Source organism: Aurantiacibacter aquimixticola, from assembly GCF_003605475.1.
Lineage (GTDB): Bacteria > Pseudomonadota > Alphaproteobacteria > Sphingomonadales > Sphingomonadaceae > Alteraurantiacibacter > Alteraurantiacibacter aquimixticola_B.
Genome location: NZ_RAHX01000001.1, coordinates 405884 through 431509, shown reverse-complemented (window position 1 = coordinate 431509; position 25626 = coordinate 405884). Strand labels below are relative to the sequence as shown.

Annotated in this window: 24 protein-coding genes, 1 tRNA gene and 1 other RNA gene; 10 read left to right on the top strand and 16 right to left on the bottom strand. The window is 63.4% G+C overall.

Going from position 1 to position 25626, the window contains the following annotated elements:
* The first annotated feature begins 150 nt into the window (after window positions 1-150).
* On the top strand, window positions 151-354 hold the full coding sequence (locus D6201_RS02245; RefSeq protein WP_120047221.1) for a hypothetical protein: 204 nt from the start codon (window positions 151-153) through the stop codon (window positions 352-354).
* Between the two features lie 30 nt (window positions 355-384).
* Window positions 385-711, top strand: a complete 327-nt coding sequence (locus D6201_RS02240; RefSeq protein WP_120047220.1) for an FkbM family methyltransferase — start codon at window positions 385-387, stop codon at window positions 709-711.
* Here D6201_RS02240 and D6201_RS02235 read toward each other — a convergent pair.
* The gene (locus tag D6201_RS02235) at window positions 708-2102 is read right to left on the bottom strand and encodes a helix-turn-helix domain-containing protein (RefSeq protein WP_120047219.1); all 1395 of its coding nucleotides are present in this window, start codon (window positions 2100-2102) and stop codon (window positions 708-710) included. The two genes, D6201_RS02240 and D6201_RS02235, sit on opposite strands and share 4 nt — an antisense overlap.
* 122 nt (window positions 2103-2224) lie before the next feature.
* Between D6201_RS02235 and D6201_RS02230 the strand changes: the two genes are divergently transcribed.
* The 4 genes from D6201_RS02230 (at window position 2225) to D6201_RS02220 (ending at window position 8197) form a co-directional block, all read left to right on the top strand.
* Window positions 2225-3820: an isocitrate lyase gene (locus D6201_RS02230; protein ID WP_120047218.1), complete on the top strand. Its 1596-nt coding sequence runs from the start codon at window positions 2225-2227 to the stop codon at window positions 3818-3820.
* Window positions 3821-3862: 42 nt separating this feature from the next.
* Window positions 3863-4018, top strand: a complete 156-nt coding sequence (locus tag D6201_RS12895) for a hypothetical protein (protein ID WP_165853473.1) — start codon at window positions 3863-3865, stop codon at window positions 4016-4018.
* On the top strand, window positions 4015-6144 hold the full coding sequence (locus D6201_RS02225) for a malate synthase G (RefSeq protein ID WP_120047217.1): 2130 nt from the start codon (window positions 4015-4017) through the stop codon (window positions 6142-6144). Before D6201_RS12895 ends, D6201_RS02225 begins: the two co-directional genes overlap by 4 nt.
* A gap of 70 nt (window positions 6145-6214) precedes the next feature.
* Window positions 6215-8197 carry a tetratricopeptide repeat-containing sulfotransferase family protein gene (locus D6201_RS02220; RefSeq protein WP_120047216.1) on the top strand — a complete coding sequence of 661 codons (1983 nt, stop codon included), beginning with the start codon at window positions 6215-6217 and terminating at the stop codon, window positions 8195-8197.
* 7 nt (window positions 8198-8204) lie between these two features.
* Here D6201_RS02220 and D6201_RS02215 read toward each other — a convergent pair.
* A tRNA-Tyr gene (locus D6201_RS02215) sits at window positions 8205-8290 on the bottom strand.
* Between the two features lie 124 nt (window positions 8291-8414).
* On the opposite strand from D6201_RS02215, the gene rlmB reads away from it, so the two are divergent.
* Window positions 8415-9203: a 23S rRNA (guanosine(2251)-2'-O)-methyltransferase RlmB gene (gene rlmB / locus D6201_RS02210; RefSeq protein WP_120047215.1), complete on the top strand. Its 789-nt coding sequence runs from the start codon at window positions 8415-8417 to the stop codon at window positions 9201-9203.
* Window positions 9204-9265: 62 nt separating this feature from the next.
* On the opposite strand, the gene D6201_RS02205 is transcribed toward rlmB, so the two are convergent.
* The 10 genes from D6201_RS02205 to D6201_RS02160 all read right to left on the bottom strand — a co-directional run bounded on the left by D6201_RS02205 (window position 9266) and on the right by D6201_RS02160 (window position 20320).
* Window positions 9266-9538 (bottom strand): HU family DNA-binding protein, encoded by a 273-nt coding sequence (locus D6201_RS02205; RefSeq protein ID WP_120047214.1) that lies wholly within the window; start codon window positions 9536-9538, stop codon window positions 9266-9268.
* 235 nt (window positions 9539-9773) lie between these two features.
* The gene (gene lon, locus D6201_RS02200; protein ID WP_120047213.1) at window positions 9774-12164 is read right to left on the bottom strand and encodes an endopeptidase La; all 2391 of its coding nucleotides are present in this window, start codon (window positions 12162-12164) and stop codon (window positions 9774-9776) included.
* Window positions 12165-12302: 138 nt separating this feature from the next.
* Entirely contained in the window at window positions 12303-13091 is a 789-nt protein-coding gene (locus D6201_RS02195; protein WP_133303922.1) for a hypothetical protein, read from the bottom strand.
* 119 nt (window positions 13092-13210) lie between these two features.
* Entirely contained in the window at window positions 13211-14092 is an 882-nt protein-coding gene (locus tag D6201_RS02190) for an energy transducer TonB (protein WP_165853472.1), read from the bottom strand.
* Window positions 14093-14144: 52 nt separating this feature from the next.
* Window positions 14145-14486, bottom strand: coding sequence for a YbaB/EbfC family nucleoid-associated protein (locus D6201_RS02185; protein WP_120047210.1), 342 nt, complete (start codon window positions 14484-14486; stop codon window positions 14145-14147).
* A 53-nt stretch (window positions 14487-14539) separates the two neighbouring features.
* The gene (locus D6201_RS02180) at window positions 14540-16354 is read right to left on the bottom strand and encodes a DNA polymerase III subunit gamma/tau (protein ID WP_120047209.1); all 1815 of its coding nucleotides are present in this window, start codon (window positions 16352-16354) and stop codon (window positions 14540-14542) included.
* A gap of 49 nt (window positions 16355-16403) precedes the next feature.
* Window positions 16404-16498, bottom strand: an RNA gene (gene ffs / locus D6201_RS02175) — signal recognition particle sRNA small type.
* Window positions 16499-16531: 33 nt separating this feature from the next.
* Window positions 16532-16813 carry an ETC complex I subunit gene (locus tag D6201_RS02170; protein WP_120047208.1) on the bottom strand — a complete coding sequence of 94 codons (282 nt, stop codon included), beginning with the start codon at window positions 16811-16813 and terminating at the stop codon, window positions 16532-16534.
* A 14-nt stretch (window positions 16814-16827) separates the two neighbouring features.
* Entirely contained in the window at window positions 16828-19254 is a 2427-nt protein-coding gene (hrpB, locus tag D6201_RS02165; RefSeq protein ID WP_120047207.1) for an ATP-dependent helicase HrpB, read from the bottom strand.
* Window positions 19255-19297: 43 nt separating this feature from the next.
* Entirely contained in the window at window positions 19298-20320 is a 1023-nt protein-coding gene (locus D6201_RS02160; protein ID WP_120047206.1) for a polyprenyl synthetase family protein, read from the bottom strand.
* Between the two features lie 64 nt (window positions 20321-20384).
* Between D6201_RS02160 and D6201_RS02155 the strand changes: the two genes are divergently transcribed.
* The 3 genes from D6201_RS02155 (at window position 20385) to D6201_RS02145 (ending at window position 22266) form a co-directional block, all read left to right on the top strand.
* Window positions 20385-20687 carry a chorismate mutase gene (locus D6201_RS02155; RefSeq protein WP_242447391.1) on the top strand — a complete coding sequence of 101 codons (303 nt, stop codon included), beginning with the start codon at window positions 20385-20387 and terminating at the stop codon, window positions 20685-20687.
* Between the two features lie 83 nt (window positions 20688-20770).
* Window positions 20771-21889 (top strand): PAS domain-containing protein, encoded by a 1119-nt coding sequence (locus D6201_RS02150; protein ID WP_120047204.1) that lies wholly within the window; start codon window positions 20771-20773, stop codon window positions 21887-21889.
* Window positions 21886-22266, top strand: coding sequence for a response regulator (locus D6201_RS02145; RefSeq protein ID WP_120047203.1), 381 nt, complete (start codon window positions 21886-21888; stop codon window positions 22264-22266). Before D6201_RS02150 ends, D6201_RS02145 begins: the two co-directional genes overlap by 4 nt.
* On the opposite strand, the gene D6201_RS02140 is transcribed toward D6201_RS02145, so the two are convergent.
* The 4 genes from D6201_RS02140 to D6201_RS02125 form a co-directional block, all read right to left on the bottom strand.
* Window positions 22263-23753: a sensor histidine kinase gene (locus D6201_RS02140; RefSeq protein ID WP_422664690.1), complete on the bottom strand. Its 1491-nt coding sequence runs from the start codon at window positions 23751-23753 to the stop codon at window positions 22263-22265. The genes D6201_RS02145 and D6201_RS02140 overlap by 4 nt on opposite strands.
* On the bottom strand, window positions 23704-24381 hold the full coding sequence (locus D6201_RS02135; RefSeq protein ID WP_120047202.1) for a response regulator transcription factor: 678 nt from the start codon (window positions 24379-24381) through the stop codon (window positions 23704-23706). Before D6201_RS02135 ends, D6201_RS02140 begins: the two co-directional genes overlap by 50 nt.
* A gap of 89 nt (window positions 24382-24470) precedes the next feature.
* Entirely contained in the window at window positions 24471-24812 is a 342-nt protein-coding gene (locus D6201_RS02130) for a hypothetical protein (protein ID WP_120047201.1), read from the bottom strand.
* Window positions 24813-24874: 62 nt separating this feature from the next.
* The gene (locus tag D6201_RS02125; RefSeq protein WP_120047200.1) at window positions 24875-25600 is read right to left on the bottom strand and encodes an SIMPL domain-containing protein; all 726 of its coding nucleotides are present in this window, start codon (window positions 25598-25600) and stop codon (window positions 24875-24877) included.
* Window positions 25601-25626 lie beyond the last annotated feature (26 nt).

Genomic DNA, 25626 nt, shown 5'->3' with positions numbered 1-25626 from the left:
CGCACAAGCGGTTGATGCCGTTTACCCGCCGCGGCATCGCGCAAAGGCCCTTTCCGCGCGCGCCTGCTGTAAGGAAGGCGCCATGCGTTCCCTCCTTCTTCGCTTCATCGCCAAGGGCGCCCGCGCCAGGGCTATGCGCGCGTCGGCCATGTGTTCAGCATCGGACCCAGCGATCTGGCGCGCAGCCTGGGCGATCCCTACGCCAAGGTCAGTTACGGCCAGCAAGGCGAAGACCTGGTTCTGGACCGGATCTCGCGCGTGATGCTGGGCATGGACCCCGCCGAAACGCGCGGGCCGTATCTCGATATCGGGGCGTATCACCCCAAGGCGCATTCGACGACGGCGCTTCTCTAAGAGCATGGCTGGAACGGAATCTGCGTGGGCATGTCGCCGCAGACGCAGGCGCTTTTCGCTCAGCACAGGCCGCGCTACAGGATGCGCGGCGTCGCCATTTCCGACGGGGAAGACGTGTCCGGCCCGATCCATTATTGCAATATCGATGTCGAGGGATCGGAAATGCGCGTGCTGCGCGGGCTCGATTTCGACAGGCATCGCCCGATGGTCATCTCGGCCGAAATCTACGCCGACAATTTGCGCGGCGCTACGCGGAGCGCCGTGCACGAATCGCTCGAAACACAGGGCTATGCCTGCGTCGCCTCCACTGTCATCACCTTTTTCTTCGTCGATCGGCAGGCGCTGAAGCGCGGCTAGCCGGTCGAAAAGTCGAAGGGCACACCGCTTTCTCGGAAACGTGCTGGCGCGATTTCACGGCCCATCGGCGGGGCGGAGCGCGCGATGCAATTCGGCCGATGGCAGAGCCGACAGGCGACACCGATCGGCGTCGGCGCGGTCTTCGCCAGCGCATCGGCATAGGCGAGCTTTTCCAGATGTGCGGCGGAGCAGGCAATCGCGACCGAGCGGGTGACGCTTGGCGCACCGAAGCGCCCGCCCCCACCCGTTACCGTGCGCGCGATCGAGACGTAACGCTCGCCTTCGGACAGCTCGATGAGCTGGGCGTCGACTTCGCCGGGCCGGTCGAACGTGCGGTGCACATTCCAGAGCGGGCATGCGCCGCCGTGGCGGGCGAACGGAAAGCCAGCGCCATCCAGCCGCTTTGAGACATTGCCCGCCCGGTCCACCCGCAGGAAGAAGAAAGGCACGCCTTCCTCTCCCGCGCGGTGCAACGTCGTGAGCCTGTGTGCGGCTTGCTCGAAACTCACGGCAAAGCGTGTCGCAATCGCCTCGACGTCGTAGCGCAGCTCGGCCGCGGCTTTTGTGAAAGCGCGATAGGGCATGAGCAGAGCGGCGGCCCAGTAGGACTGCAGCGCGCGGCGAACCAGCCGCTCGCCATCCTCAGTTGAGATGCGCCCATCGGCGATGATCGTCGAAATGGCTTCGTTCTGCTCGAGAATGGCGATCTGCAGGGCGGCCTGGAAACGCCGCCCTGCCGGATCGAGCCGCTCGGCGATATAGACGCGGCGGCGGTGGTAATCGTGCCAGCGCAGCGCGCCGTTCAGCAGCCCGTCATCGGTGAGGCGCAGGTCCAATCCGTGCGCGTCAGCGAGATGGTCCCGCATGGCATCGAGGCTGCCGAGTTCGCGCGCCGCGGCGCTCGCGCTGTCGTCGAGATCGGGAAAGCTGTTCCGGCGGGCGGCAAGAAAGGCGCGCGCCTCGCCGATCGGATCGCTCGTGGCCTCCCCCTGCTGCGCACCGTCGCGGCGTTCGGTCAGCGCCAGCTGCTCTTCGCCGAACGCGGTATGCAGGCGAAGGAGCGCTTCGGCGAAACCGGGATAGCTGGTGGCGATGTCCGAAATGTCGAGCGGCTCGATATCGATGTCGGCGAAGATCGGATCCTTGAGCGCCCCCTGAAGGCGAGCGGCGGTCTCGTCGGCATCCTCATCCGCCAGGTCGGCGACATCGATCCGATATGTCGTGGCAAGCTTGATCAGCGTATCGGCCGTGACCGGACGCTGATTGCGTTCCATCAGCGCGATATAGCTTGGCGAGATTTCCAGATCGCTCGCCATATTGGCTTGCGTGAGGCTCAGATCGCGCCGGAGCTTTTTCAATCGCGGCCCGAGATAAAGCGCCTTTGCGGCCATCGGTCAGTCTCCTTACAGCTTTACAAGCACAGTCTGTAAAGTTTGACAAGCTGACACCGCGAGGCGTGGCGTGAATGTGTTTCATCAACCAAACCCGCTCCAGAACTCAGTACGGAGCATCCATGACCTATTTCGCCGAAATCCACCGCCAGACCGGCATCAAGCACCAGCACGGACAAAGCTGGCAGGGCGTCGATCCCGAATTCGCCGCTCGCCTGCGCCTGCAGAACCGTTTCCAGACCGGCCTCGACATTGCCCGATACACAGCGAAGATCATGCGGGAGGACATGGCCGCCTACGACCGCGATCCGGCCGCCTACACCCAGTCTCTCGGCTGCTGGCACGGATTTATCGGGCAGCAGAAGATGATCAGCATCAAGAAGCATTACGGCACAACGAAAGGGCGCTACCTGTACCTCTCGGGCTGGATGATCGCCGCGCTGCGCAGCGAATTCGGCCCGCTGCCCGATCAGTCCATGCACGAAAAGACCAGCGTGCCAGCTCTTATCGAGGAGCTCTACACCTTCCTGCGCCAGGCCGACGCCCGAGAACTGGGCGGGCTGTTCCGCGATTTCGACACCGCACGCGACGCGGGCGACGAAGAAGCTGCGGCGACAGCGCAGAAGGCCATCGACAATCACGAAACGCATCTTGTGCCGATCATCGCCGACATCGATGCCGGCTTCGGCAACGCCGAGGCGACGTACCTTCTTGCCAAGAAGATGATCGAAGCGGGTGCCTGTGCGCTGCAGATCGAGAACCAGGTCTCGGATGAAAAACAGTGCGGGCATCAGGACGGCAAGGTCACCGTGCCGCACGAGGATTTCCTGCAGAAGATCCGGGCAATCCGCTATGCCTTTCTCGAGCTTGGCGTGCCAGACGGCATCATCGTTGCGCGCACCGACTCGCTCGGCGCCGGATTGACCAAGCAGATCGCCTACAGCCGCGAACCGGGCGACCTTGGCGACCAGTACAACGGCTTCCTCGATTGCGAGGAAGTGGACGCAGGCCAGATCGGCAATGGAGAGGTGCTGATCGGCCGGGAGGGCAGGCTGCTGCGCCCCCGGCGCTTGCCCTCCAACCTCTTCCAGTTCCGCCCCGGAACGGGTGAGGACCGCGTGGTGCTGGACTGCATCACCAGCTTGCAGAACGGGGCCGACCTGTTGTGGATCGAAACGGAAAAACCGCATGTCGAGCAGATCGCAGGCATGGTCGATCGCATTCGCGCTGTCGTGCCGCACGCTAAGCTGGTCTACAATAACTCGCCGAGCTTCAACTGGACGCTCAACTTCCGCCAGCAAGTCTATGACACATGGGCGGAAGATGGACGTGATCTAACGGATTACGATCGCGATCGCCTGATGAGCCAGCACTATGACGACAGCGAGCTGGCGAAAGAGGCGGACGAGAAAATCCGGACCTTCCAGGCCGATGCCGCCAGGCGTGCGGGCGTTTTCCATCACCTGATTACCCTGCCGACCTACCACACGGCGGCGCTCAGTACCGACAATCTCGCCAAGCGCTACTTCGGCGAGGAAGCGATGCTCGGCTACGTCAAACAGGTCCAACGCGAGGAAATCCGCCAGGGCATCGCCTGTGTGAAGCACCAGAGTATGGCCGGGTCGGACATCGGAGACGATCACAAGGAGGCTTTCGCCGGTGAGGCCGCGTTGAAGGCCGGCGGCAAGGACAACACCATGAATCAGTTCGCAGCCTGACACGCAGCGAGGGTCCGGGAACGGACAGGAAAGGACAGACAGATGACACAACCCACACTCGCTCGCCCGGTTTTCAGCACCGAGGATTTCAGCCTGATCCGCGCTGCGCTCGCCACCGCGATCAAGGCAGGTGACGACGGCGCGGAGACGCGCAAGCTGGTAAATCTGCATCACCGGCTGGGGCGCTTCGCCCGATGAACCGCTCAGCCCTTGCCGAACGCGAAAGCCATGTGGACCGGCGCGCGGATTATCTGCCACGCGCCGGTCTGCAGGTCGCGCCGGAGCTGGCCGCATTCGTCGAGAACGAAGTGCTTGCCAACGCCGGTCTGGAGGCGGATGCGTTCTGGCAGGGCTTTGCGGAGATTTCGCGTCGCTTCGGTCCGCGCAACCGCGCCCTGCTGCAAAAGCGGGCCGAGCTTCAGGACAGCATCGATGGCTGGCATCGGGCTAATCCAGGCGCGCGCCGCGGCGCGCCTGAAGGCTTTCTGCGCGAGATTGGCTATCTTGTGCCGGAGCCGGCCCCGCTCACGATCGGCACGCAGAATGTCGATCCGGAAATCGCCAGCATTGCAGGACCACAATTGGTCGTGCCGGTGCTCAATGCCCGCTTTCTGCTGAACGCGATCAATGCGCGCTGGGGCAGCCTGTACGACGCGCTCTACGGCACCGATGCGCTCGATGGCACAAAGCCGCCAGCGGGTGAGTACGATGCGCAGCGCGGCGCTTCCGTCATTGCGCGCGCGAAGGCGTTTCTCGACGAAGCCGCGCCGCTGGCCGGTGGCCCTTGGGCGGATTGGACGGGTGGATTGCCGACCCTCGCCAATCCCGCACAACTGACAGGGACAATCGGCGACAATCTCCTGCTCGCCAATAACGGCCTGCATATCGAAATCGTCATCGATCCCCAGCACCCCATCGGCATGACGGACCCGGCAGGCATAGCCGACATCCGATTGGAAGCGGCACTGTCCACGATCGTCGATCTCGAAGACTCTGTCGCCGCCATCGATGCAGAGGATAAGGTCGCCGCCTATCGGAACTGGCTCGGCGCCATTCGTGGCGACCTGGAAGCGCGGTTCGAGAAAAATGGCGACGTGATCGTCCGCCAGTCCAATGAAGATCGCAGCTATACCGACATGCAGGGTGACACCGATGAGTTGCGGGCGCGGAGCCTTCTGCTGGTCCGCAATGTCGGCCACTTGATGACTACGCCCGCAGTGCTGACTGAAAACGGTGATGAGTTGCATGAGGGCTTGCTCGACGCCGCGATCACTGTCGCCGTTGCGATGCAGGACCGCGGCCGAAACAGCCGCCACGGCAGCATCTATATCGTGAAGCCGAAGATGCACGGGCCGGACGAATGCGCCTTCGCCAACGAATTGTTCGATGCTGTCGAGGACATGCTCGGCCTGGCGCGACACACGATCAAGATCGGCGTGATGGACGAAGAACGGCGCACCAGCGCAAACCTCACCGCCTGCATCCACGCGGTGAAAGATCGTGTTTTCTTCATCAATACCGGCTTCCTGGACCGCACCGGAGATGAAATTCACACCTCGATGCTGGCCGGGCCGATGATGCGCAAAGGCGGCATCAAGCAAGCTGAATGGATCGCGGCCTACGAAGATAGGAACGTCCAGATCGGCCTCGCCTGCGGCTTTCAAGGCCGCGCGCAGATCGGCAAGGGCATGTGGGCAGCGCCGGACCGGATGCGCGCCATGCTGGCCGAGAAAGCGGGCCACCCAGCCAGCGGGGCCAGCACGGCGTGGGTCCCCTCCCCAACTGCGGCGGTCCTTCATGCCATGCATTATCACCAGATCGACGTGGCCGAGCGACAGCGTGAGCGGAGCGCCGAAACACTGGTCCCGCTGGGCAAATTGCTAAGCGTCCCGCTTTCGGAGGCCGCAGACTGGTCTGCCGACGACATCGCAGAGGAACTGCGCAACAATGTCCAGGGTATACTCGGCTACATGGTCCGGTGGATCGACCAGGGCATCGGTTGTTCCAAGGTGCCCGACATCCACGATATCGGCCTGATGGAGGATCGCGCTACGCTGCGCATTTCCAGCCAGCATATCGCGAACTGGCTGCTCCATGGGGTGGTGGATCGCCTCTCCATCGATGCGGCGCTGCACGAAATGGCGGCGAAGGTGGATGCACAGAACGCCGGTGACCCAACCTATCACCCGATGATGGCCGACCCGCGCGGTTCGATCGCGCTTGCCGCCGCGCGCGAACTGATCGTTGGAGGGACCGAGCAACCGTCGGGATATACCGAGCCGGTGCTTCATCGGGCGCGCATGCGAGCGAAAGCGATGCTGTAGGGGAGGCTGGCACGAGGCGACATTGCTGCTAGGTAGCGAGCTTCTCCTACCCGAAAGCAGGACACCCTTCGTGGACGCAGAAGCGCGCCTTGCCGCCGCCCAGTCGCAGATAAAGGACGGCGCTTTTGCAGCGGCGCTTGAAACGCTCGCCCCGTTGCTAGCGGAGGAGCCGCCACGACGCGATGCGCTTTACATGCAGGCGGTTGCGCTGCGCTATGCCGCGCGTCCCAGAGAAGCGCTGACGGCCTTGCAGGCGCTGAAAGCGGCGTCTCCCGATTACGGCAGAGCTTGGCAGGAGGAAGGGCATGTGTATCTCGCCACAGGGCGCACGGACACCGCGCTCGAAGCCTATCGCTACGCGACGCATTGCAACCCGACGCTGATCGCCAGCTGGGAGCGGCAGATCGAACTGCTGCGCCAATCGGGCGATGTCAGCGGAGCGCAGGCCGCCGCCCGGCAGCTTGCCCATGTGAAGTCGCTGCCACCGGCCGTGCTCGCCGCCAGCAATCATCTGCATGAAGGCCGCTTGTTGAAGGCGGAGGAGCTCGCCCGCGCCTTTCTCAAACGTCATCCCAGGCACGTCGAAGCGATGCGCGTGCTTGCCGAGGTGGGCGCGCGGCTCAACATTATCGAGGACGCGGCCTTCCTGCTGGAAAGCGCTTTAGCTTTCGAACCTGGCAACGCCGCCGCGCGGCTCGATTACATCCAGATCCTGCGCAAGCAACAGCGTTACGAAGAGGCGATGACGCAGGCGCGCATTCTTCACGAAAGCGATCCCACCAATCCGGTGTTCCAGTCCAACCTCGCGATCGAAGCGATGCACAACAATCGCTTCGAGGAAGCATTCGCGCTGTTCGACGAGGTGCTGGAAAAGCGGCCCGGCGATCCCGCTACGCTGACGTCGCGCGGTCATGCCTTGAAGACGTTCGGCCAGCAGGACGAAGCCGTTGAAAGCTACCGCGCCGCGATCCGTACCATGTCGCAATATGGGGATGCGTGGTTCGGTCTCGCCAACCTCAAGACCTACCGCTTCACCGATGACGAAGTCGCGACGATGGACGCGCAGGAAAAGGCGGAGGGCCTGCCGCATCAGGCGCGCGTGCAGCTGAACTTCGCTCTCGGAAAAGCACTGGACGACCGCCAGGATTACGACCGGAGCTTCGCGCATTACGAGCGCGGGAATGCCCTGAAACGCGCGGCGTCCCGCTATGATGCGGATCAGATGAGCGCCGAATTCCAGGCGCAGCGTGATGTCTGCACGCCAGACCTGTTCGCTCGGCACGAAGAAAGTGGCCACCCTGCCCCCGACCCGATCTTCATTGTCGGTCTGCCGCGCTCGGGCTCGACGCTTCTTGAACAAATTCTCGCCAGCCACAGCCAGGTGGACGGGACGCTCGAATTGCCGAACATCCTGTCGCTCGCGCACCGGCTGCGGCGGCGCAAAAGGGTGACGGAGGTGTCGCAATATCCGCAGATCCTGCACGATCTCTCACCCAATCAACTGCAGACCTTCGGCGAGAAATATATCGAAGATACGCGCATCCACCGTCAGGGCGCGCCGTTCTTCATCGACAAGATGCCGAACAATTTCCGGCATATCGGCCTGATCAAGCTGATCCTGCCGAATGCGAAGATCATCGACGCGCGGCGTGAGCCGATGGCGTGCTGTTTCTCCGGCTTCAAACAGCTCTTCGCCGAGGGACAGGAATTCACCTACGGCCTCACGGAAATCGGCCGCTACTATCACGATTATGTCGAACTGATGCGCCACTGGCACGGCGTGCTACCCGGCGCGATCTGCCATGTGCAATATGAAGATGTCGTCGCCGATACCGATGCGCAGGTTCGGCGCATCTTGGACTATCTGGGCCTCCCGTTCGAAGACGCCTGCGTGGCCTTCCACAAGACCGAGCGCGCGGTGCGCACAGCGAGCAGCGAACAGGTGCGCCAGCCGATCAATACGAAAGGCCTTGCCGCGTGGAAGCCATTCGAACCGTGGCTCGACCCGCTGAAGGATGCGCTCGGGAGCGCCCTGGAAAACTATCGGCTGTAATTTTCGGTGGTGGACAGGGCTGGATTCGAACCAGCGTACGCTTGCGCGGGCAGATTTACAGTCTGCTGCCTTTAACCACTCGGCCACCTGTCCATTCCGGTGCCGGGAGCGCCTCTGGAAAGGGGCGGCTTCCAGCCGAGAGGCGCCCCAATGGCGAAGCGCCGCTTGCCTGTCAATGGCCGCGCTGGCAGGAGCGCGCGCATAGCAGCGAGGATTTATGGCCAAGGGCAAGAAGAAGGGTATGCGCGGACGCGCCGGGCGGATGCAGGGCGGTCGCGGGTCGGGCCGTGCAGCGAAGGGGCAGGTGCGCCTGTGGGGCCGTCACGCCGTCGAAGCGGCGCTGAGGAACCCGCGCCGCCAGCACCGCAAATTGTGGGCGACGCTGGAGGGGCTGGATTCGCTCGACGGCGAATTGCCACCCGATTTTCCGCTCGAACGGGCCGAGGTGACGGACCTTGCCCGCTTGGTGGCGAAGGATGCACCGCATCAGGGCCTCGTGCTCGAATGCGCACCGCTGGACGATCTCCTGCTGGCCGATGTCCTGTCGAGCAAAGATGGAAGGCCGCTGGTGGTGCTCGACCAGGTTACCGATCCGCACAATGTCGGCGCCATTTTACGCTCCGCCGCGGCATTCGACGCCGCCGCGATCGTCACGCAGGATCGCCACGCTCCGCCGGAAAGCGGCGTCGTCGCGAAGTCGGCTTCCGGCGCTCTGGAAACGGTGCCGTGGATCCGCGTCGTCAATCTCGCCCGGGCGCTGGAGGAAATGGCGGAGGCCGGCTATTGGCGCATCGGCCTGGCCGGAGAAGCCGAAGCCACCTTCGCCGAAGCACTGCCGACAGGGCCCGTGGCGGTCGTACTGGGGGCGGAAGGCGAAGGAATGCGCCACAATGTCGGCCAACATTGCGACGCCCTCGCCCGCCTGCCGATCAGCGATGCGATGGAAAGCCTGAACGTCTCCAACGCGGGAGCGATCGCGCTTTACGCCATCGCCACACGCCAGTAGCGCCATGAAAAAGGGCCGCCCGTTCGGACGGCCCTTCTTTATTCTTTCAGCGGAGACCGCGATCAGTTCACGGCGTCCTTCAGACCCTTGCCGGCCTTGAACTTCGGCTGGGTCGATGCCTTGATCGTCATCGGTTCGCCCGTGCGGGGGTTACGGCCCTGCGACGCCTTGCGCTTGGCAGTCGAGAACGTGCCGAACCCGACCAGGCGAACCTCGTCACCCTTGGACAGCGTGTGGGTGATGGTATCGAAAACCGCTTCCACCGCCTTGGTCGCATCGTTGCGCGAAAGGCCGCTGGAATCTGCGACGGCACCGATCAGTTCGTTCTTGTTCATTGTCTGGAGAACCCCCTCAATTTGAATTTTTTGTCAGCAATATGCATCGCGACGCGATTCCCCGAAACAAGCGGGTTTCGGTCGCGCTGTCAAAGCCTATCCCATCCGAAAGCGGGCTTTTTTCGCCGAACCGAAGCAATCGGACGCGAAATGGAAGCAAACTGGCCTCGCAATGGGCCGTTTCTGCACAAATATTGATCGCCGAGCGGAGACGCTCTCCGCCCGGCAAACAGAATCAGTGTGCGGTCGTTGCAGGAGGCACCGAGCCGGCCTGACCCTGAGGCTGGCTGGCAATGTCGTCCGCCTCCGTCCATTCGATGGGCGCTGGCAGCGCGGTCAATGCACATTCCAGCACCTGATCGACATGGGCGACCGGGATAATCTCGAGACCTTCCTTCACATTATCGGGAATCTCGGCGAGGTCCTTCTCGTTCTCTTCCGGGATCAGCACCGTCTTAATGCCGCCACGAAGGGCTGCCAGCAGCTTTTCCTTGAGTCCGCCGATGGCCAGCACACGCCCGCGCAAAGTGACCTCCCCCGTCATCGCGACGTCGGGCCGTACCGAAATTCCGGTCAGGGTTGAAACGATCGACGTCACCATCCCGATGCCCGCGCTCGGCCCATCCTTCGGCACCGCGCCTTCGGGCAGGTGGATATGGACATTCTTGCGCTGGAAGATGCTGGGCTTGATGCCATAGGCCGGCGCGCGCGCCTTCACGAAACTGAAGGCTGCGGCGATGGACTCGTTCATCACCTCGCCGAGCTTGCCGGTCGTCTTGACTTCGCCCTTGCCCGGCGTGGTGACGCTTTCGATCGTCAGCAACTCACCGCCGACCGACGTCCAGGCGAGACCGGTAACGGCACCGACCTGCGGCTCTTCCTCGCCCACGCCGTGCTTGAACTTGCGCACACCTGCAAAATCGCCGAGATTTTCCGCCGTGATGGTAACGCTCTCGGTCTCTTTTTCGAGGATCTTGCGAAGAGATTTTCGCGCCAGATTGGCGATCTCGCGCTCCAGCGTACGCACGCCAGCCTCTCGCGTGTAATAACGAATGAGGTCGCGCAGGCCGTCTTCGGTCAGCGTAAATTCGCCGTCTTTGAGGCCATGATCCTGCACCTGCTTGGCGATGAGGTGGCGCTGGGCGATCTCGACCTTCTCGTCTTCCGTATAGCCCTCCAGACGGATGATCTCCATCCGGTCCAGCAAGGGCTGCGGCAGGTTCAAGCTGTTCGCGGTGGTCACGAACATGATGTCGGAAAGGTCGATATCGAGCTCCAGATAGTGATCCTGGAACTTGTTGTTCTGCTCCGGGTCTAGCACTTCGAGCAGCGCCGATGCCGGATCGCCGCGAAAATCCTGGCCAAGCTTGTCGATCTCGTCGAGCAGGAACAGCGGATTGCTCGCCCCCGCCTTCTTCAGGTTCGACACGATCTTGCCGGGCAGCGAACCGATATAGGTGCGGCGGTGGCCGCGGATTTCGGCTTCGTCCCGCACGCCGCCGAGCGACTGGCGGATAAACTCGCGGCCCGTGGCGCGCGCGATGCTCTTGCCGAGCGAGGTCTTGCCGACGCCGGGCGGGCCGACGAGGCACAGGATCGGCCCCTTCAGCTTGTTCGTGCGCGCCTGCACGGCGAGATATTCGACGATCCGGTCCTTCACCTTGTCGAGCGCGTAGTGATCGGCATCGAGCACTTCCTGCGCCTTGGCGATATCCTTCTTCAGCTTGCTCTTCTTGCCCCATGGCAGGCCGAGCAGAACGTCTAGATAATTGCGAACGACGGTCGCCTCGGCGCTCATGGGCTGCATGCCCTTGAGCTTTTTCAGTTCGCTTTCGGCCTTCTCGCGCGCTTCCTTGGAAAGCTTGGTTTCCTCGATCTTCTTGGCGAGTTCAGCCAGCTCGTCGCCATCCTCGCCGTCGCCGCCGAGCTCGCTCTGGATCGCCTTCATCTGTTCGTTGAGGTAATATTCGCGCTGGGTCTTCTCCATCTGCCGCTTCACGCGGCCGCGGATCTTGCGCTCCACCTGCTGCACGGACAGCTCGCTCTCCATCAGCGAGAACACGACTTCCAGCCGCTTCAGCGCATCGGTTTCGGCGAGCAGTTGCTGCTTGGTGTCGACCTTGGCCGATAGCGCAGCGGCGATCGCATCGGCGAGCTGGCCCGCATCCTCGATCTCGGCAAGCTCGCTTTCGATATCCTCGGGCAACTTCTTGTTGATCCGCGCATATTCGGAAAACTGTTCGAGCGCGCTGCGCATCATCGCTGCGACTTCGGTGCCGCTGGCGGTCGTTTCATCGAGCGCGGCGGTCTGTGCGAGATAGAAATCGCCGTCGAGACGCATCTCGCTCATCTTCGCGCGCGCCTGCCCTTCCACCAGCACGCGAACCGTGCCGTCGGGCAATTTGAGCATCTGCTGCACCTGCGCGATGGTGCCGATATCGTAGAGATCCTCGCGCACCGGATCGTCCGTGGTCGGATCGAGCTGGGCAACGAGCAGGATATCGCGATCATTTTCCATCGCCGCCTCGAGCGCGGCGACGGACTTGTCGCGCCCGACAAAGAGCGGGACGACCATGCCGGGAAAGACCACGATGTCGCGAAGAGGCAGAAGGGGATAGGCGTTCATATCGTCAATTCCATGATGGCGGCGGCGACCGGAAAGGCGCGAGCCGCATGTTGGATTACGATATGGGGCGAAGCCGCGCGGGCTTCAACGGGGGCGAAGGGGAAGGTGTGGATTGGTGGGTATCAGCGCGAACCGTTACTATCTCTGGACCGTCCCGGTGAAGAAACCGAAAACTACGAAGCTGCCCACCGGTTCGCCTGAGGCGTTCGATGCCTGGGTCACGCTACCATCCTCGACGGCGACCTCGCAGAATGTGTCGACGCCGGAACTCCGATACTGCGGAGACAAAGCGCGGCAGGCTGTGATGTCTCCTTCGGCATCCGCGAAAAACAGCAGATAAGCCGAGCCGATCGGCCCATCACGACGCGACGCACGCCGCATTGCCCGGGAAATCCAACGATCATCGTAGTCCATCTCGGCCGCTGCGCTGAGGGTCGTCTGCTCGACCGGATCGAACCCCCATGATGCAACAAGTTGGCTTTGACATTCCCGCATTGCACTTAGCGCCGGATGCATGCTGCCCGTAGCAAGCTGCACCTTGTCGGCAAACACACCTTCGATCGCAAGCCATTCAAGCGCCGCTTCGCCAGCGTCCCGCGGGTCATCTTCGATGTCAAAGCTGCTCCTTTCGCTGAGGCCGAGGGTCGTCGGAAGCTCCGCCCGCACGCCTCGATATTCGTCCAGTTCGATCAATGAGCTGCCACCATTTGAAAGAACGTCATCGATCGGCCCGAAGAACAGACTGGGCCGCATGTCGCTTGCCAGCGGCTCTTTGCGCAGGACGGTAGCAATATATGGAGCGCGCGGCGCATATTGCCGGGTTTCTAGCAGGGTCGGCGCAGCGGCGTCACCGAAGTTTCGCGAAAGCGCGCAGCTATCCTCGGCGTAATCCAAATTCCAGTTCGTCAAAGGCTCCAACGTCACCACTTCGTCCTCCTGCGCAGCAGCAGGTGACGTTGCGATGGATAGCGTGACGGCAGCGAGCGCGAGAGGTTTCCAGTCCATGCGCGCGAAAATGCAAGCGACTGCGCGCACTGTCAAATTGCTCACTGCATCTGGTAGATAACGGACGTCTGCCAGAAGCTGTCGATGGGATCGCCGTTCCGATCCAGCGCCGGTTCGAACCGGGCATGGTCCATCAATTCCCTGCACGCCGTCTCATCGAAAGTGGGGTTGTTGAAATTGCTCTGGACCGCGCAATCGGTCGGGCTCCCTTCGTTCGACACGCTGAGCCGAATGCGGACCACTCCCTGTTCGCCGTTGGCCGCGAGGTTCCGCGGATACCTCGCCTGAATGTTTCGCACCCAGCGATCCATCTCGAGCGGCTGCACTTTGCGCAGAAGCGACCGATGAGCCGCTACATCCACACCCCACTGCACCAGCATATCGTCCGTGCATTGACGCATGGCATTCATCGCAGGGTGCATGGAACCGGTCTCGAGGAAGACGTCCTGGCGGAAAACATCGGATACCTGAAGGCCGTAAATTTCCGCCTCGCGCGCATCGCGGCTGTCATCCGACACGATCAGCGGCAAATCCTGATTGTTCATCAGTTCGCTCGACAAGCCCCGCTGTCGATCGTTCAGCATCGATAGCTGCACCATCACGCCCTCGCCGAAATTGTCGGTCTCCACAGGCATCGGTCGCTGGAATCGCTCCGGCTCTGCATCCGGAAGGAAGCCGATCGTGGCGGGCCGCCGCTGACCGCGCCGGCGAAAATCGTCGCTGGCAATGGTTGTCGTCAGGGCCTCGTCCGGAGCGAATTGACGTAAGGAGAGCAGCACTCTCTGCCCCTCTTCGCCGAACAACCGATTGAGCGCGCAGCTATCGTCGTCATAGACAAGGTTCCAGTTCGTGACGGGCCCCAGCCGGATCGGCTCGTCCTGCGCCTGCGAGTCCGATGAAAACGTCAGTCCGAGTGCCGCCAATCCTACCGCGGCCCAAGTCGCCCCTTGCATACTGAATGCCCCCTTCTCTGCGTCAGCCCATCCCCGGCAGATTGAAGCCCGGCGGCAGCCCCATGCCCTGCTGCATTTCCGCCATGTGCTCGCCCGCCTTGCGATCCGCCTTGTCGCGCGCATCGTTGAAGGCGGCGGTGACGAGATCCTCGAGGATCGACTTTTCTTCCGGCTTCATAAGGCTGTCGTCGATGGCGACGCCGATGATGCGCCCACGTGCACTCGCACGGACCTTCACCAGCCCGCCACCGGAGCTTCCTTCCACCTCGATATTGTCGAGCTGGACCTGTGCGTCCTGCATCTGCTGCTGGATCTTCGCCGCCGCTTCCTGCGCGGCCTTCATCATTTCTTCCATGTTCTGCATCGGTAATTCCTTACGTCGTCCCGCTTGCCTAGCTCATGGCCGGGCAACGGATTTCAAGCACTTTTCGACCAGTCCTCACGCCGCTTCGGCACGTCCGGCTGATCTATCAATCTTGCATCGGGAAAGGCCGAATAGGCCGCCTGCACCATCGGGTGATTGCGGATGCGCTCGGCCTCCGCCTGCCGCTTCGCCTCCTCGATTTCGATCAGCGTGGGCGCACCTTCGACATCGACCTTTGCCACTTCCCACCGCGCGCCGAACACCTGCTGGAAAGCGGTGCGAAGCTGCGGCGCGATGTTCTCGTCATAGCCGCGCGGCTGGTTGTATTCGAGCTTACCCGGCTCCAGCGTCACCACTCGGACCTGCCCCTTCAACAGGCTGCCCAGCGACCATGCGCCCTTGATCCCGGAATTCTCGATCCGCTCGACCACGTCGGGCCAGTGCAGCTTCGCCGTCGCGCCTCCGCCAGGTGATGCGCCTAACTGGCCCGCTGCGCCGCTCAGCGCTGCATCCTTGATCTCGCGCGCAAGCTTTCCGGGATCCGGCATGTCGGCGGCGTGCAACACGCGCAGCAGTGCCATCTGCGCCGAAACCAGCGGATCGGGCGCGGACTTCACTTCGTCGTGACCCTTGAGGAGCAGTTGCCACAGCCGGTGGACCTGCCCGACCGATAGCCGCTGCGCCCATTCGCCGATGGCAGCGCGCTCCTCTTCGGATGGCGCATCCGGCTCGCCGATCTGGCCGACGGCGATGCGGTGGGTGAATTCCATCAGCGATCGCAGGAGCGCCAGCGGCTCGACACCGAGCGCGTATTGATCCGCGACCGCGTCCAGCAGCTTTTGCGGCTCGCCCTCCAGCAGATGCTGGAACAGCCGCCGCTGCGCCCCCCTGTCGGCCAGGCCGAGCATGTCGCGCACCTTGGCCGCGCGCACGGTGGCCGCCGCGTCGCCGCTTTCCATGTCCGCATGGGCGATCGCCTGGTCGAGGATCGAGAGGCCATCCCGCACCGAACCCTCGGCCGCCGCGGCGATCATCGCCAGCGCCTCGTCCTCGGCCTGAACGCCTTCCTGCTCGACCACCCAGCCGAAATGCTTCTCCAGCAATTCGGAGGGAATGCGCCGCAAGTCGAACCGTTGGGTGCGGCTGAGCACCGTCACCGGAAGCTTTTCCACCTCGGTGGTGGCGAAAAGGAATTTCACGTGCTCGGGCGGCTCTTCCAGCGTCTTCAGCAAGCCGTTGAAGGCCGCCTTGGACAGCATGTGCACCTCGTCGATGATGTAGATCTTGAAGCGCGCGGACACCGTGGCGTAACGCACCGCCTCGATGATCTCTCGGATGTCGTCGATGCCCGTATGGCTGGCGGCATCCATCTCGATGACATCGATATGGCGTCCCTCGGCAATGGCGGTGCACGGCTCGCATTGCCCGCATGGATCGATCGTCGGCCCGCCCTGACCGTCCGGCCCGATGCAATTGAGCGCCTTGGCGATCAGCCGCGCGGTGGACGTCTTTCCGACGCCACGAACACCCGTCATCAGGAAGGCATGGGCAAGCCGATCCCGCTCAATCGCATTGGCGAGCGTGCGCACCATCGGGTCCTGACCGATCAGCTGGCTGAAGGTCTGCGGGCGATATTTGCGAGCGAGCACGCGGTAGGGCTGCGATGTATCGGCGGCGGGGGCTGGCGCTGGCGTCGGCGTACTTTGCGGCCCGGCCTCTGGCGGAGGCGCGCTTGCCGCTTCCGGCGGCGCATCGCCAAACATCGAGTTCTGCCCTGCCGCCTCAAGCTCCGCCGTGGACGGGCCAGTGTCCTCCGGCTGCTCCGCATCGTCGGGCGCCCAAGGCAGATCGTCGGGGGAATCACTCATGCGGCAAAGCTAGGCGCTCGCCGCGCGAATGTCATCGCATCAATAGTGTGGAAAAGGAGCCGAGCGACCCGCTGCCATTTACCTGGGCTGCTTCCTTCCGGACCTGACCCGGTGAGCAAACGCGAACGTCCACCCGACTCCCGCGGCGCATATGGCGGCGGTTCGTGCGGATTTCAACTACCGAAAGTTGTCGGCGTAAGCCTGCAGCTTCAGCTTTTTCGGCGGCACTTTGTGCACGCGTGCGGCAATGCCGTGCTTTTCCGCATAGGCCTGCGCGGCTTCGCTGCTGGGAAAGGTCAGCTGCAATTGCTGGCGCGTATCGCCGCTGCCGCTCCAGCCCATCAGCGGATCGGGCTTCTTCGCCTCCGCCGGCGCGAAATCGAGAACCCATTCGTCGATCCGCGCCTTGCCGGATTGCATCGCGCTTTTCGGACGCTTGTAGATACGAGCTTCTGCCATGCAGGCCTCCTAATTCAGCCTTTCGCGTTTTTGAAGGCGTTTTTGGTCTTGAGGCTCGGCGCTTCCCTCCATGGCTCATCGGGCCACCGATGCTTCGGATAACGGCCCTTCATTTCCTTGCGCACGTCTGCCCAGCTGCCGCGCCAGAAGCCCGGTAGGTCGCGCGTCGCCTGGATCGGCCGGCCGGCGGGGCTGGTAAGCTGGATCAGAAGCGGCGTTTCGCCGATCATCGGGTGCCGGTCGAGCCCGAAGAGAGCCTGCACGCGGACTTCGACACTGGGCGCATGTTCGCTCGCATAGTCGATGGCGTGGGTGGTGCCCGCCGGGCTGGTGAAATGGCGCGGGGCGAGGCTGTCCAACCGTTGCCGCTCGCTCCAATCGAGCAGGTTCAAGGCCGCCTCCGCATAGCGTGCCGGTGGCAGATCGAGGTCGCGGCGGTCGGTCAACAGTGGCCGGAGCCAGTCGTCCGCGCGATCCGCGAGCGCGCTTCCCGAAAGCGCCTCGACCTGTGCGAAAACCGCTCGCGCCAGAAGCGCAGGCGGCAGGAGATCAGGGAGCCGTTCGCATGCCTTACGCATGAGGAGGTCCAATATCGCTCGCTTGTCCGGATCGGGGTCCGGACCGCTCGCCAGGGTGATAGCGCCAAGGCGTCTTTCGCGGCGCGCTTCCACACGGCCTTCGTCATCGTTCCAGCGCGCGACTGTCCGCGCCTCGATCAGATGACCCAGATGTTGTTCGACCTGCTGCTGCGAAAGAGCAGCGGCTGCGGTGATGCGCGCTCCCTTCGCCGATCCCTGTGCATCGCCGATGACCAGCCATTCCGATCGTGCGAGTGGTGAGGCAGCATCGAGCATGAAGCCCCGGCCACCGGCAGATTGCCAGCTCTTACCCGAAGGATCGCGGCGACGCGCGATCATGTCGGGCCGACCGGCGGCGAGGAAGATGGCGGGCGGACCGCCTTGCCGGGATTGCTCGGTAGGCTTGGAACCGGCCTTGCGCGCCCAGCCCTCCGCGAGCCGCATTGCTCCCCTTGCGCGCGTAGAGCGATCCATCTCCCACCGAGCCAGCCGCGCTTCCAGATCTTCCGAGCGACCGCCCAGACCGCGCTCTTGTAGAAGCACCGCCAGCTTCGCCGCCAGCAACGCCTCGCCGCGATCGGCCCCGGCAAGCAACATGGCCGCCTGCCACGGCGCCATCGGCAGTGCAGCGATGCGATTTCCCATCGCCGTAATCGCACCATCGCCGCCCACCGCTGCGAGCGCATTAAGACGCTCTCGCGCGCTGGCGACGGAGGCGGCGGGCGGCGGGTCGAGCCATTGCAGATCGGCGGGATCGTTCACGCCCCATCTGGCGAGGTTCAGGACAAGCGTCGCGAGGTCTGCACTCAGCATTTCGGGCGTATCGAATTTGGGCCTGCCTGCATGGCCAGCCTCTTCCCACAGGCGATAGGCGACGCCCGGACCCTGCCGCGCGGCGCGCCCCGCCCGCTGCGCGGCCGCCGCCTGGCTTGCGCGCCCGGTGACTAAATGTGTGGTGCCCGACGCCCGGTCGAACTCGGCCCGGCGCGCAAGACCACTATCGACCACGACCGAGACACCTTCCAGCGTCAGCGAGGTTTCGGCAATGCTGGTGGCGAGCACCACGCGGCGGCGTCCACCGGGATCGCGGCGAATGGCGGCGCGCTGTTGCGCTGGCTGGACCTGCCCATGCAGCGGTAGAAATGGAACGCCCGGCAGTTTGGCCTCCAGCCGCTCTCGCACCCGCTCGATCTCGCCGACCCCTGGCAGGAAGGCCAGGATGTCGCCCTCCTCCTCTCGCCACGCGCGCATGATAGCGGATGTCATCGCGTCCTCGACCCGCATTTCGGGCGACGCGCCGAGCCATTCGATCGCCAAGGGAAAGGCCTTCCCCTCGCTCTCGACCACAGGCGTCACCTCGCCAATCAGCCGCGCAAACCGCGCGCCGTCGATGGTTGCGGACATGACGCAGATTCGCAGATCTTCACGCAGTACGCCCTGTGTTTCCAGCGCCAGCGCCAGGCCGAGATCGCTGTCGAGGTTCCGCTCATGCGCTTCGTCGAACAGCAGCGCGGAAACGCCGGACAGCTCCTGATCCTCCATCAGCCGATTTACCAGAATCGCTTCGGTCACGACAATAATGCGGCTGCCCGGCTTGCCGTCCAACCGGGTGAGATAGCCGACACGCTGCCCTACCTTTTCACCCAGCAGATGCGCGATCCGCTCCGCCGCCGCGCGAGCGGCGACCCGGCGCGGGCTTGTTAGGATGATCTGGCCGGTGCACCACTCCTCGCCGAGCAGCGCGGGCGCGACCGCCGTCGTCTTACCTGCGCCCGGCGGCGCGACGAGTACGGCCGAATTGCCGGAGCGCAAGGCGGCGAGCAAGTCCGGCAGAACGGCGTGAATGGGGAGGTCGGAGGTCACAAGAACGCCGCCTAGCCTGTTTCGTCAGTCCTGCGAAAGCGCGTCAGTAACCCCGGCTCACGGCGAATTGCGCCGCCTCCACCATTGCTCTGCGCGCGGCGGAGTCCGGGAAGATCGACAAGGCGCCGCAGGCGCGCTGCGCGAAGTGGCGGGCGCGTTCGCGTGTGGCGGATACGCAGTCATGCTTGCGGATGAGCGCGACGGCGTGGGCGAGATCCTCGTCCTCCGTCCGGAACCCGGCGATGGCGTCCTGCCAGAAGCGGCGCTCCTCCTCGTCTCCGCGCGCATAGGCGAGGATGACGGGCAGCGTCATCTTGCCCTCGCGAAAATCGTCGCCCCGATCCTTGCCCATCTCGGCGGCGTCGGCATCGTAATCGAGCGCGTCGTCCACGAGCTGGAAAGCTACACCGAGATTGCGGCCATAATCGTCGAGCGCCTGCTCCTCCGCCTCGCCCTTCTCGGCGACCACGGCGGCGATCCGGCTGGCGGCGGCAAACAGAGCGGCGGTCTTCGCGCCGATGATGTGGAGGTAGCGCTCTTCCGACGTCTCGATCTTGCGCTGCGCGGTCAGCTGATCGACTTCGCCCTGCGCGATGATGGCGCTCGCGCTGGAAAGGATCTTGAGCACTTTCAGGCTGCCATCCTCCACCATCAGCTCGAACGCGCGGCTGAACAGGAAATCGCCCACCAGCACCGTTGCCGGATTGCCGTAGACGATGTTGGCGGCGGACTTGCCGCGCCTGGTCTCGCTGCCGTCCACCACATCATCGTGAAGCAGCGTGGCTGTGTGGATGAATTCGACCGCCGCGGCGAGCTTGTGATGGCGCGTGCCCTGATACCCGACGACCTCCGCCCCGGCGAGCGTCAGCATCGGTCGCATTCGCTTGCCGCCTCCGCTGATCAGGTGCCCGGCCAGCGCGGGGATGAGAGGAATTTCGCTCTGCATCCGCTTCAGGATAACCTGATTGACCGAGTTCATCGCGGTGGCGGTGAGCGACAGGATAGGCTGGAGCGTCGGCCGCTCCTCTCCATCCGTGCGCTTCAGGGGGACGACGTTGTCGCTCATGCCAGTCTCAATGGGGCGGCGCGCGGCTATTGGCAAGGCGGCATTTCTGCGGCATCCCGGCGCAGTGAACGACCCAGACGAACCCGCAACCGATCCCCAGCTTGCCGCCTTTCGCCGCAGCATCGACAATATCGATGCGGCACTGATCCATATTCTGGCGGAGCGTTTTCGCATCACGCAGGCTGTGGGTCGGTACAAGGCGCAAACGCACATGCCTCCCGCCGATCCTGAAAGGGAGACGCGGCAGATCGCGCGCCTGCGACAACTCGCCGAAGATGCGGACCTGGACCCGGAATTCAGCGAGAAATTCCTGCGCTTCATCATCGACGAAGTGATCCGTCATCACCGACAGGTTCAGGGTGACTGAAACCTGACCCATGTTAGGTATGGAACCGCCTCGTCTACGCGCGTATTTTGCAGGGGAAGAACGGGTAAGGGAACCATAAGGACATGTCGGACGACGCGCGGTCGGACGAGCACGATCTGTCGGAAACGGACGAGCGGACAAACAGCGAAGCGCCGCGGCACGACCCTGCGCCACAAGCGTTTCGCGCAGCCAATCAGAGCGATCATTTTTCCAAGGCATCGGGCGTCCTCTTCGAGCAGGCGATGGGTCAGACGCGCATGGCCATTTGTCTGGCCGACCCGAAACAACCCGACGTGCCGATCGTCTTCGCCAACCGCGCATTTCGCGAGCTGACGGGGTACGAACAGGACGAGATCATCGGGCGCAATTGCCGATTCCTGCAAGGCCCCGAAACCGATCCGAGGCCGGTCGAGAAAATCCGCGACGCGATCGCGAACGAGGACGTGACCGTCGTAGAGCTGCTGAATTACCGCAAGGACGGCTCCACGTTCTGGAACGCCCTGCACATTGGCCCGATCTACGACGAGGATGGCGAGCTGGTCTATTTCTTCGGCAGCCAGTGGGACGTGTCGGATGTGCGCGCAGCGCGTGCCGAGGAGCAGTATGCCCGAGACATGGCGCGCGAGCTTTCGCATCGCATGAAGAACATGTTCTCCGTGATTTCCGGGATCGTGAACATTACCGGTCGCATGCGCGGGATCGAGGATGAGGCGCGCGAAATAAACGAGCGGGTTCAGGCACTCGGCCGTGCTTATGAAACCACGCTCGATGAAGCGAGCAGCGGCAATATCGAGATCGGCCAGGCGATACGCGGTATTCTGGAAGCCTACGATGTCGAAGGCACGCATCTCGTGATGCATGGCAACGAATATTCCGTGCCATTCGGCGTGGTCTCGAGCGTCGGTCTCGCGCTGCATGAATTGGCGGCAAATGCCACGAAACACGGCGCATGGACGCGCGATGACGGGCGAGTCGATGTCGACTGGCACGTCGAGGAACAGGACGGAAAGCAGATGCTCGTCGTAAAGTGGAAAGAAACGGGCGGACCCGATGTTGCAGAGCCGGAAGGCAAGAGCGGATCGGGCAATCAGATCATCGAGCGCATGGTACGCTATGGCGGCGGTGATACGCAGCGCGAATGGGCCGAGGATGGCCTGATCGCCACGCTGACCCTTCCCATCGGCAAGGCAGGATCGCGATGAGCTGCGATAAAACGATCCTTCTGGTCGAGGACGAGCCGCTCATCATGATGGATCTGGAGTTCGCCGCGCAGGATCGTGGCTGCGGTGTGCTGTGCGCGATCGACGTCGCGACCGCGTTGAGACATCTTGACGGCGACACGCCGGTGGATGTCGCCGTGCTGGACGTGACCCTGAAGAACGAGGAAACCTGCCTGCCCGTGGCCGAGGAGCTGGACCGGCGCGGAATTCCCTACATCCTGCATTCGGGCGATCTCAATCGTACGGACGAGACTGTGCAGCGATTGGGGCGCCAGCACATCCAGAAACCATCGGATTCCCGCAAGGTCATCGCCGCCGCGCTCTCCAGTCTCGAGCGCCAACCGGCAGACGCCGACTAAGGCGCGCGCGGCAGGCTGAGCTTCACGAGCAGTCCACCAAGGTCCTCGCTTTCGGCGAGCGAAACTTCGCCGCCATAAATCTGCACCACGTCACGCACGATGGCGAGGCCGAGGCCGGTGCCGGGCTTGCCGGTGTCCAGCCGCGCGCCGCGACCGAAGATATCGTCCCACTCCTTTTCGGGAATGCCCATACCGTCATCCTCGATCCAGATCTCGCAGATGTCGCTATCGGGCAGCGCATCGACAGTGACGAACACGCTGCCACCGCCATATTTCGCTGCATTCTCGATAAGATTGCCCAGCACTTCGTCCAAGTCCTGACGCTCCATCGCGACTTGGGTGCCCCGCCCGCTATCGATATCGAAACGAACATGCGCATAGAGCCGTGACACGGCGCGCTCCACGCCCTCCACGCTGGCCAGCGCGTCGGCGCGGGCAAGGCCCGTGGCGCGGCGGCCCACGGCGCGCGCTCTGGCAAGGTGGTGATCGACATGGCGCTGCATCACATCCGCCTCGCGCAGCACAGCCTCGTCGAGGTCGGGCGCTTTCGCATGCGCGGCATTGTTGAGCACGGTGAGCGGGGTCTTGAGCGCATGGGCAAGATTGCCCGCATGGGTGCGCGCTTCTTCGGCCTGCTTTTCGGAATGGGCCAGCAGCGCATTCAATTCCTGCACCATCGGCTGGACTTCGAGCGGAAGCGGCTCGGTCACGCGATTGTAACCACTGGTGCGAATGCGCGCGATCGCCTCCCGCACACGGCGTAGCGGACCTAGGCCATACCAGGTCTGTGCCATCGCCATCAGGAACAGACCGATCCCCAGCACCGCGAATGACCATGCCAGCGTAGCGCGCACGGTGCCGATCTGGCTGTCGATATCCTCTCTGTTCTGGGCGACGACGAACTGCCATTGCACGTCGCTGCCCGGCAGCTGGATCGTGCGCTGAACCATCCGCAGTGTTTCGTCGGGGAATTGCTCGGAATCGTAGAAGATCGGTTCGACCGCGTCGACGTCCCGCACCACCAGCCGGTCGTCCCACAGCGAATTGGACGGAAAGGGCTCGTAACCCTCTCCGCTGATCTGCCAGTAAGAGCCACTGCCAGGGTCGAGATAATTCTGATCGCCGAGGATCGAATTGAATTCGACACCCCAACCCGGAACATACTCCGCCGAACGGAGCATGGCGTTGAGCGGGATGAGCAGGCGATTGTCGAATTCGCGTTCCAGCTGATTGGTGAGCACACGATCGAGCGCGACGCCGCCCACTGTCAGCAGGATGAGGATCCAGCCGGCCGCGATCATGATCATGCGGCGGGAAAGGCTTCCGGTGTGCCTTGGCTCTATCGCCGGATCTGCGGCGCGTTCGGCTTCGGGCGCGGCCTCCCCTGCGGAAGGCGCGCCGCCCTCCTGCCGGGTGACATCGCCGCTTTCGCTGCCGCTATTCGCGCGGCTGGTCGTCGGGGTCGTCGAGGCTGTAACCGAGGCCACGGATCGTCGTGATCACTTCTGCGCCGAGTTTCTTGCGGATGCGGGTGACGAAGACTTCGATCGTGTTGGAATCGCGATCGAAATCCTGGTCATAAATATGTTCGATGAGCTCCGTGCGGCTGACCACCTTGCCCTTGTGATGCATGAGGTAGCTCAGCAGCTTGTATTCCTGCGCCGTCAGCTTCACCGGCTCTCCCGCCAGCGTGACGCGGCCCGAACGGGTGTCGAGGCGGACATCGCCTGCGGTCAGTTCGCTGGAGGCATTGCCCGAAGCCCGGCGAATGAGGGCGCGCAAGCGAGCGATAAGCTCTTCGGTCTGGAAAGGCTTGGCGAGATAATCGTCCGCGCCTGCATCGAGCCCGGCGACCTTGTCGCTCCAGCTGTCGCGCGCGGTCAGCACCAGGACGGGGAATTTGCGCCCCTCCTTGCGCCACATGCCAAGTACGGTCAGTCCGTCGATCTCCGGCAGGCCGAGATCGAGGATCACGGCATCGTAATCTTCGGTGCTGCCGAGAAAGTGCCCGTCCTCGCCATCGGTGGAAAGGTCCACCGCGTAACCGTTCTGTTCCAGCGTGGATTTCAGCTGCTGGCCCAGAGTGGGCTCGTCCTCGACAATCAGAATCCGCATAGTCTTTCCCTGCTTCTATCGTGCGCCCTCGTGTTGCGCTTGCAACATGAACGCGTCAAGCGAGCGGGCGGTTTCCAAGGTGGAGAGGATCAGCGCGAAATGCGCAGGACGCGCGCGGTCTGCGCATCGACATCGACCCAGATCATGCGGCCGTTGCGAATGAATTTCAGGCGATAGGCCTGCGCGCGGCGATCGTATTCAAAGCCGATATACTCGTCATCATCGCGCATTTGCGGAATGATGCGGCGTTCGATCTGGCGGATCGGCATATTGCGCCCGGCACGCATTTCCTCGCGCGCGCTGCGCTGGTCGCCGCGATCGCTGCGGTCGAAGCTGCGTTCCTGCGCTGCGGCAGACGTGCACAGCACGGCGGGAGCAGCAGTCGCACCCAGTAATGCGAGGGCCGACAAAAAGGCGAAGCGCGCTTTCATAATGATCGCCTGTCTAAGCCGAAGGCATTGAACAAGGAGTGAATGTTGTCGCTCTGCGCGGTTCAGCGAACCATCTCATAGGTGAAGTTCACCGTGACACCGGCCTGCACCTGGCCCGGACGGACCGGAGTGCTTGGCGCAGAATCGGCCTGAATTCGCGATCCGGTGAGAACGATGCCTTCCATCGGGCGCGGTCGGCTCGCGACGTTCTCCGCCACCTGCAGCAATCGGATATCGGAATAACCCGCCATACGCGCGTAATTCCCCGCCCGCTCCCGCGCTGTGGCAAAGGCCGTGGTGCGCGCCTGATCGATGGCAGGCGCGGGGTCGTCCACATCCCAGCCGATGCCGCCAATGTCGGTTGCACCCACCGACACCAACCGGTCCAGGACCGGCCCCACCTCGTCGATATCGCGCACCGTGATGCTGACGCGATTGGCGACGCGATAGCCGCGAAATTCCTGCTCGCGCGTGGACTGGTTGTATTCGTAATCGGGATTGAGCTGCACTCCGCTCGTCTGGATATCGTCCTCGTCCACGCCGAGTTCCTCGATCGCGGCGATCACCCGGCTCATGGCGCGGGCATTCTCCTGCATCGCGTCCACAGCTGTCAGCGCGCGCGTCGTCACCCCGGCACTGAGATTGGCGATGTCGGGATCCATGGTGACGGTCTCGCTCACGGAAAGCGCCACCACGGGCCCCTGCGAGGCGATTTCCACTTCCACCTGTGCATGGGCGGGCATGGCGACGGTCGCGGCGAGAGCGAGGGGGATGGCGTAACGGATCATGGCGGTCCTCCGATTGGATGCGGGCG

Coding starts and splice junctions, on each gene's coding strand:
- D6201_RS02240 (WP_120047220.1), top strand. CDS start 385: ATGTCGCCGCAGACGCAGGCGCTTTTCGCTCAGCACAGGCCGCGCTAC.
- D6201_RS02235 (WP_120047219.1), bottom strand. CDS start 2,102: ATGGCCGCAAAGGCGCTTTATCTCGGGCCGCGATTGAAAAAGCTCCGG.
- D6201_RS02230 (WP_120047218.1), top strand. CDS start 2,225: ATGACCTATTTCGCCGAAATCCACCGCCAGACCGGCATCAAGCACCAG.
- D6201_RS12895 (WP_165853473.1), top strand. CDS start 3,863: ATGACACAACCCACACTCGCTCGCCCGGTTTTCAGCACCGAGGATTTC.
- D6201_RS02225 (WP_120047217.1), top strand. CDS start 4,015: ATGAACCGCTCAGCCCTTGCCGAACGCGAAAGCCATGTGGACCGGCGC.
- rlmB (WP_120047215.1), top strand. CDS start 8,415: ATGGCCAAGGGCAAGAAGAAGGGTATGCGCGGACGCGCCGGGCGGATG.
- D6201_RS02205 (WP_120047214.1), bottom strand. CDS start 9,538: ATGAACAAGAACGAACTGATCGGTGCCGTCGCAGATTCCAGCGGCCTT.
- lon (WP_120047213.1), bottom strand. CDS start 12,164: ATGAACGCCTATCCCCTTCTGCCTCTTCGCGACATCGTGGTCTTTCCC.
- D6201_RS02185 (WP_120047210.1), bottom strand. CDS start 14,486: ATGCAGAACATGGAAGAAATGATGAAGGCCGCGCAGGAAGCGGCGGCG.
- D6201_RS02180 (WP_120047209.1), bottom strand. CDS start 16,354: ATGAGTGATTCCCCCGACGATCTGCCTTGGGCGCCCGACGATGCGGAG.
- D6201_RS02170 (WP_120047208.1), bottom strand. CDS start 16,813: ATGGCAGAAGCTCGTATCTACAAGCGTCCGAAAAGCGCGATGCAATCC.
- D6201_RS02160 (WP_120047206.1), bottom strand. CDS start 20,320: ATGAGCGACAACGTCGTCCCCCTGAAGCGCACGGATGGAGAGGAGCGG.
- D6201_RS02150 (WP_120047204.1), top strand. CDS start 20,771: ATGTCGGACGACGCGCGGTCGGACGAGCACGATCTGTCGGAAACGGAC.
- D6201_RS02145 (WP_120047203.1), top strand. CDS start 21,886: ATGAGCTGCGATAAAACGATCCTTCTGGTCGAGGACGAGCCGCTCATC.
- D6201_RS02135 (WP_120047202.1), bottom strand. CDS start 24,381: ATGCGGATTCTGATTGTCGAGGACGAGCCCACTCTGGGCCAGCAGCTG.
- D6201_RS02130 (WP_120047201.1), bottom strand. CDS start 24,812: ATGAAAGCGCGCTTCGCCTTTTTGTCGGCCCTCGCATTACTGGGTGCG.
- D6201_RS02125 (WP_120047200.1), bottom strand. CDS start 25,600: ATGATCCGTTACGCCATCCCCCTCGCTCTCGCCGCGACCGTCGCCATG.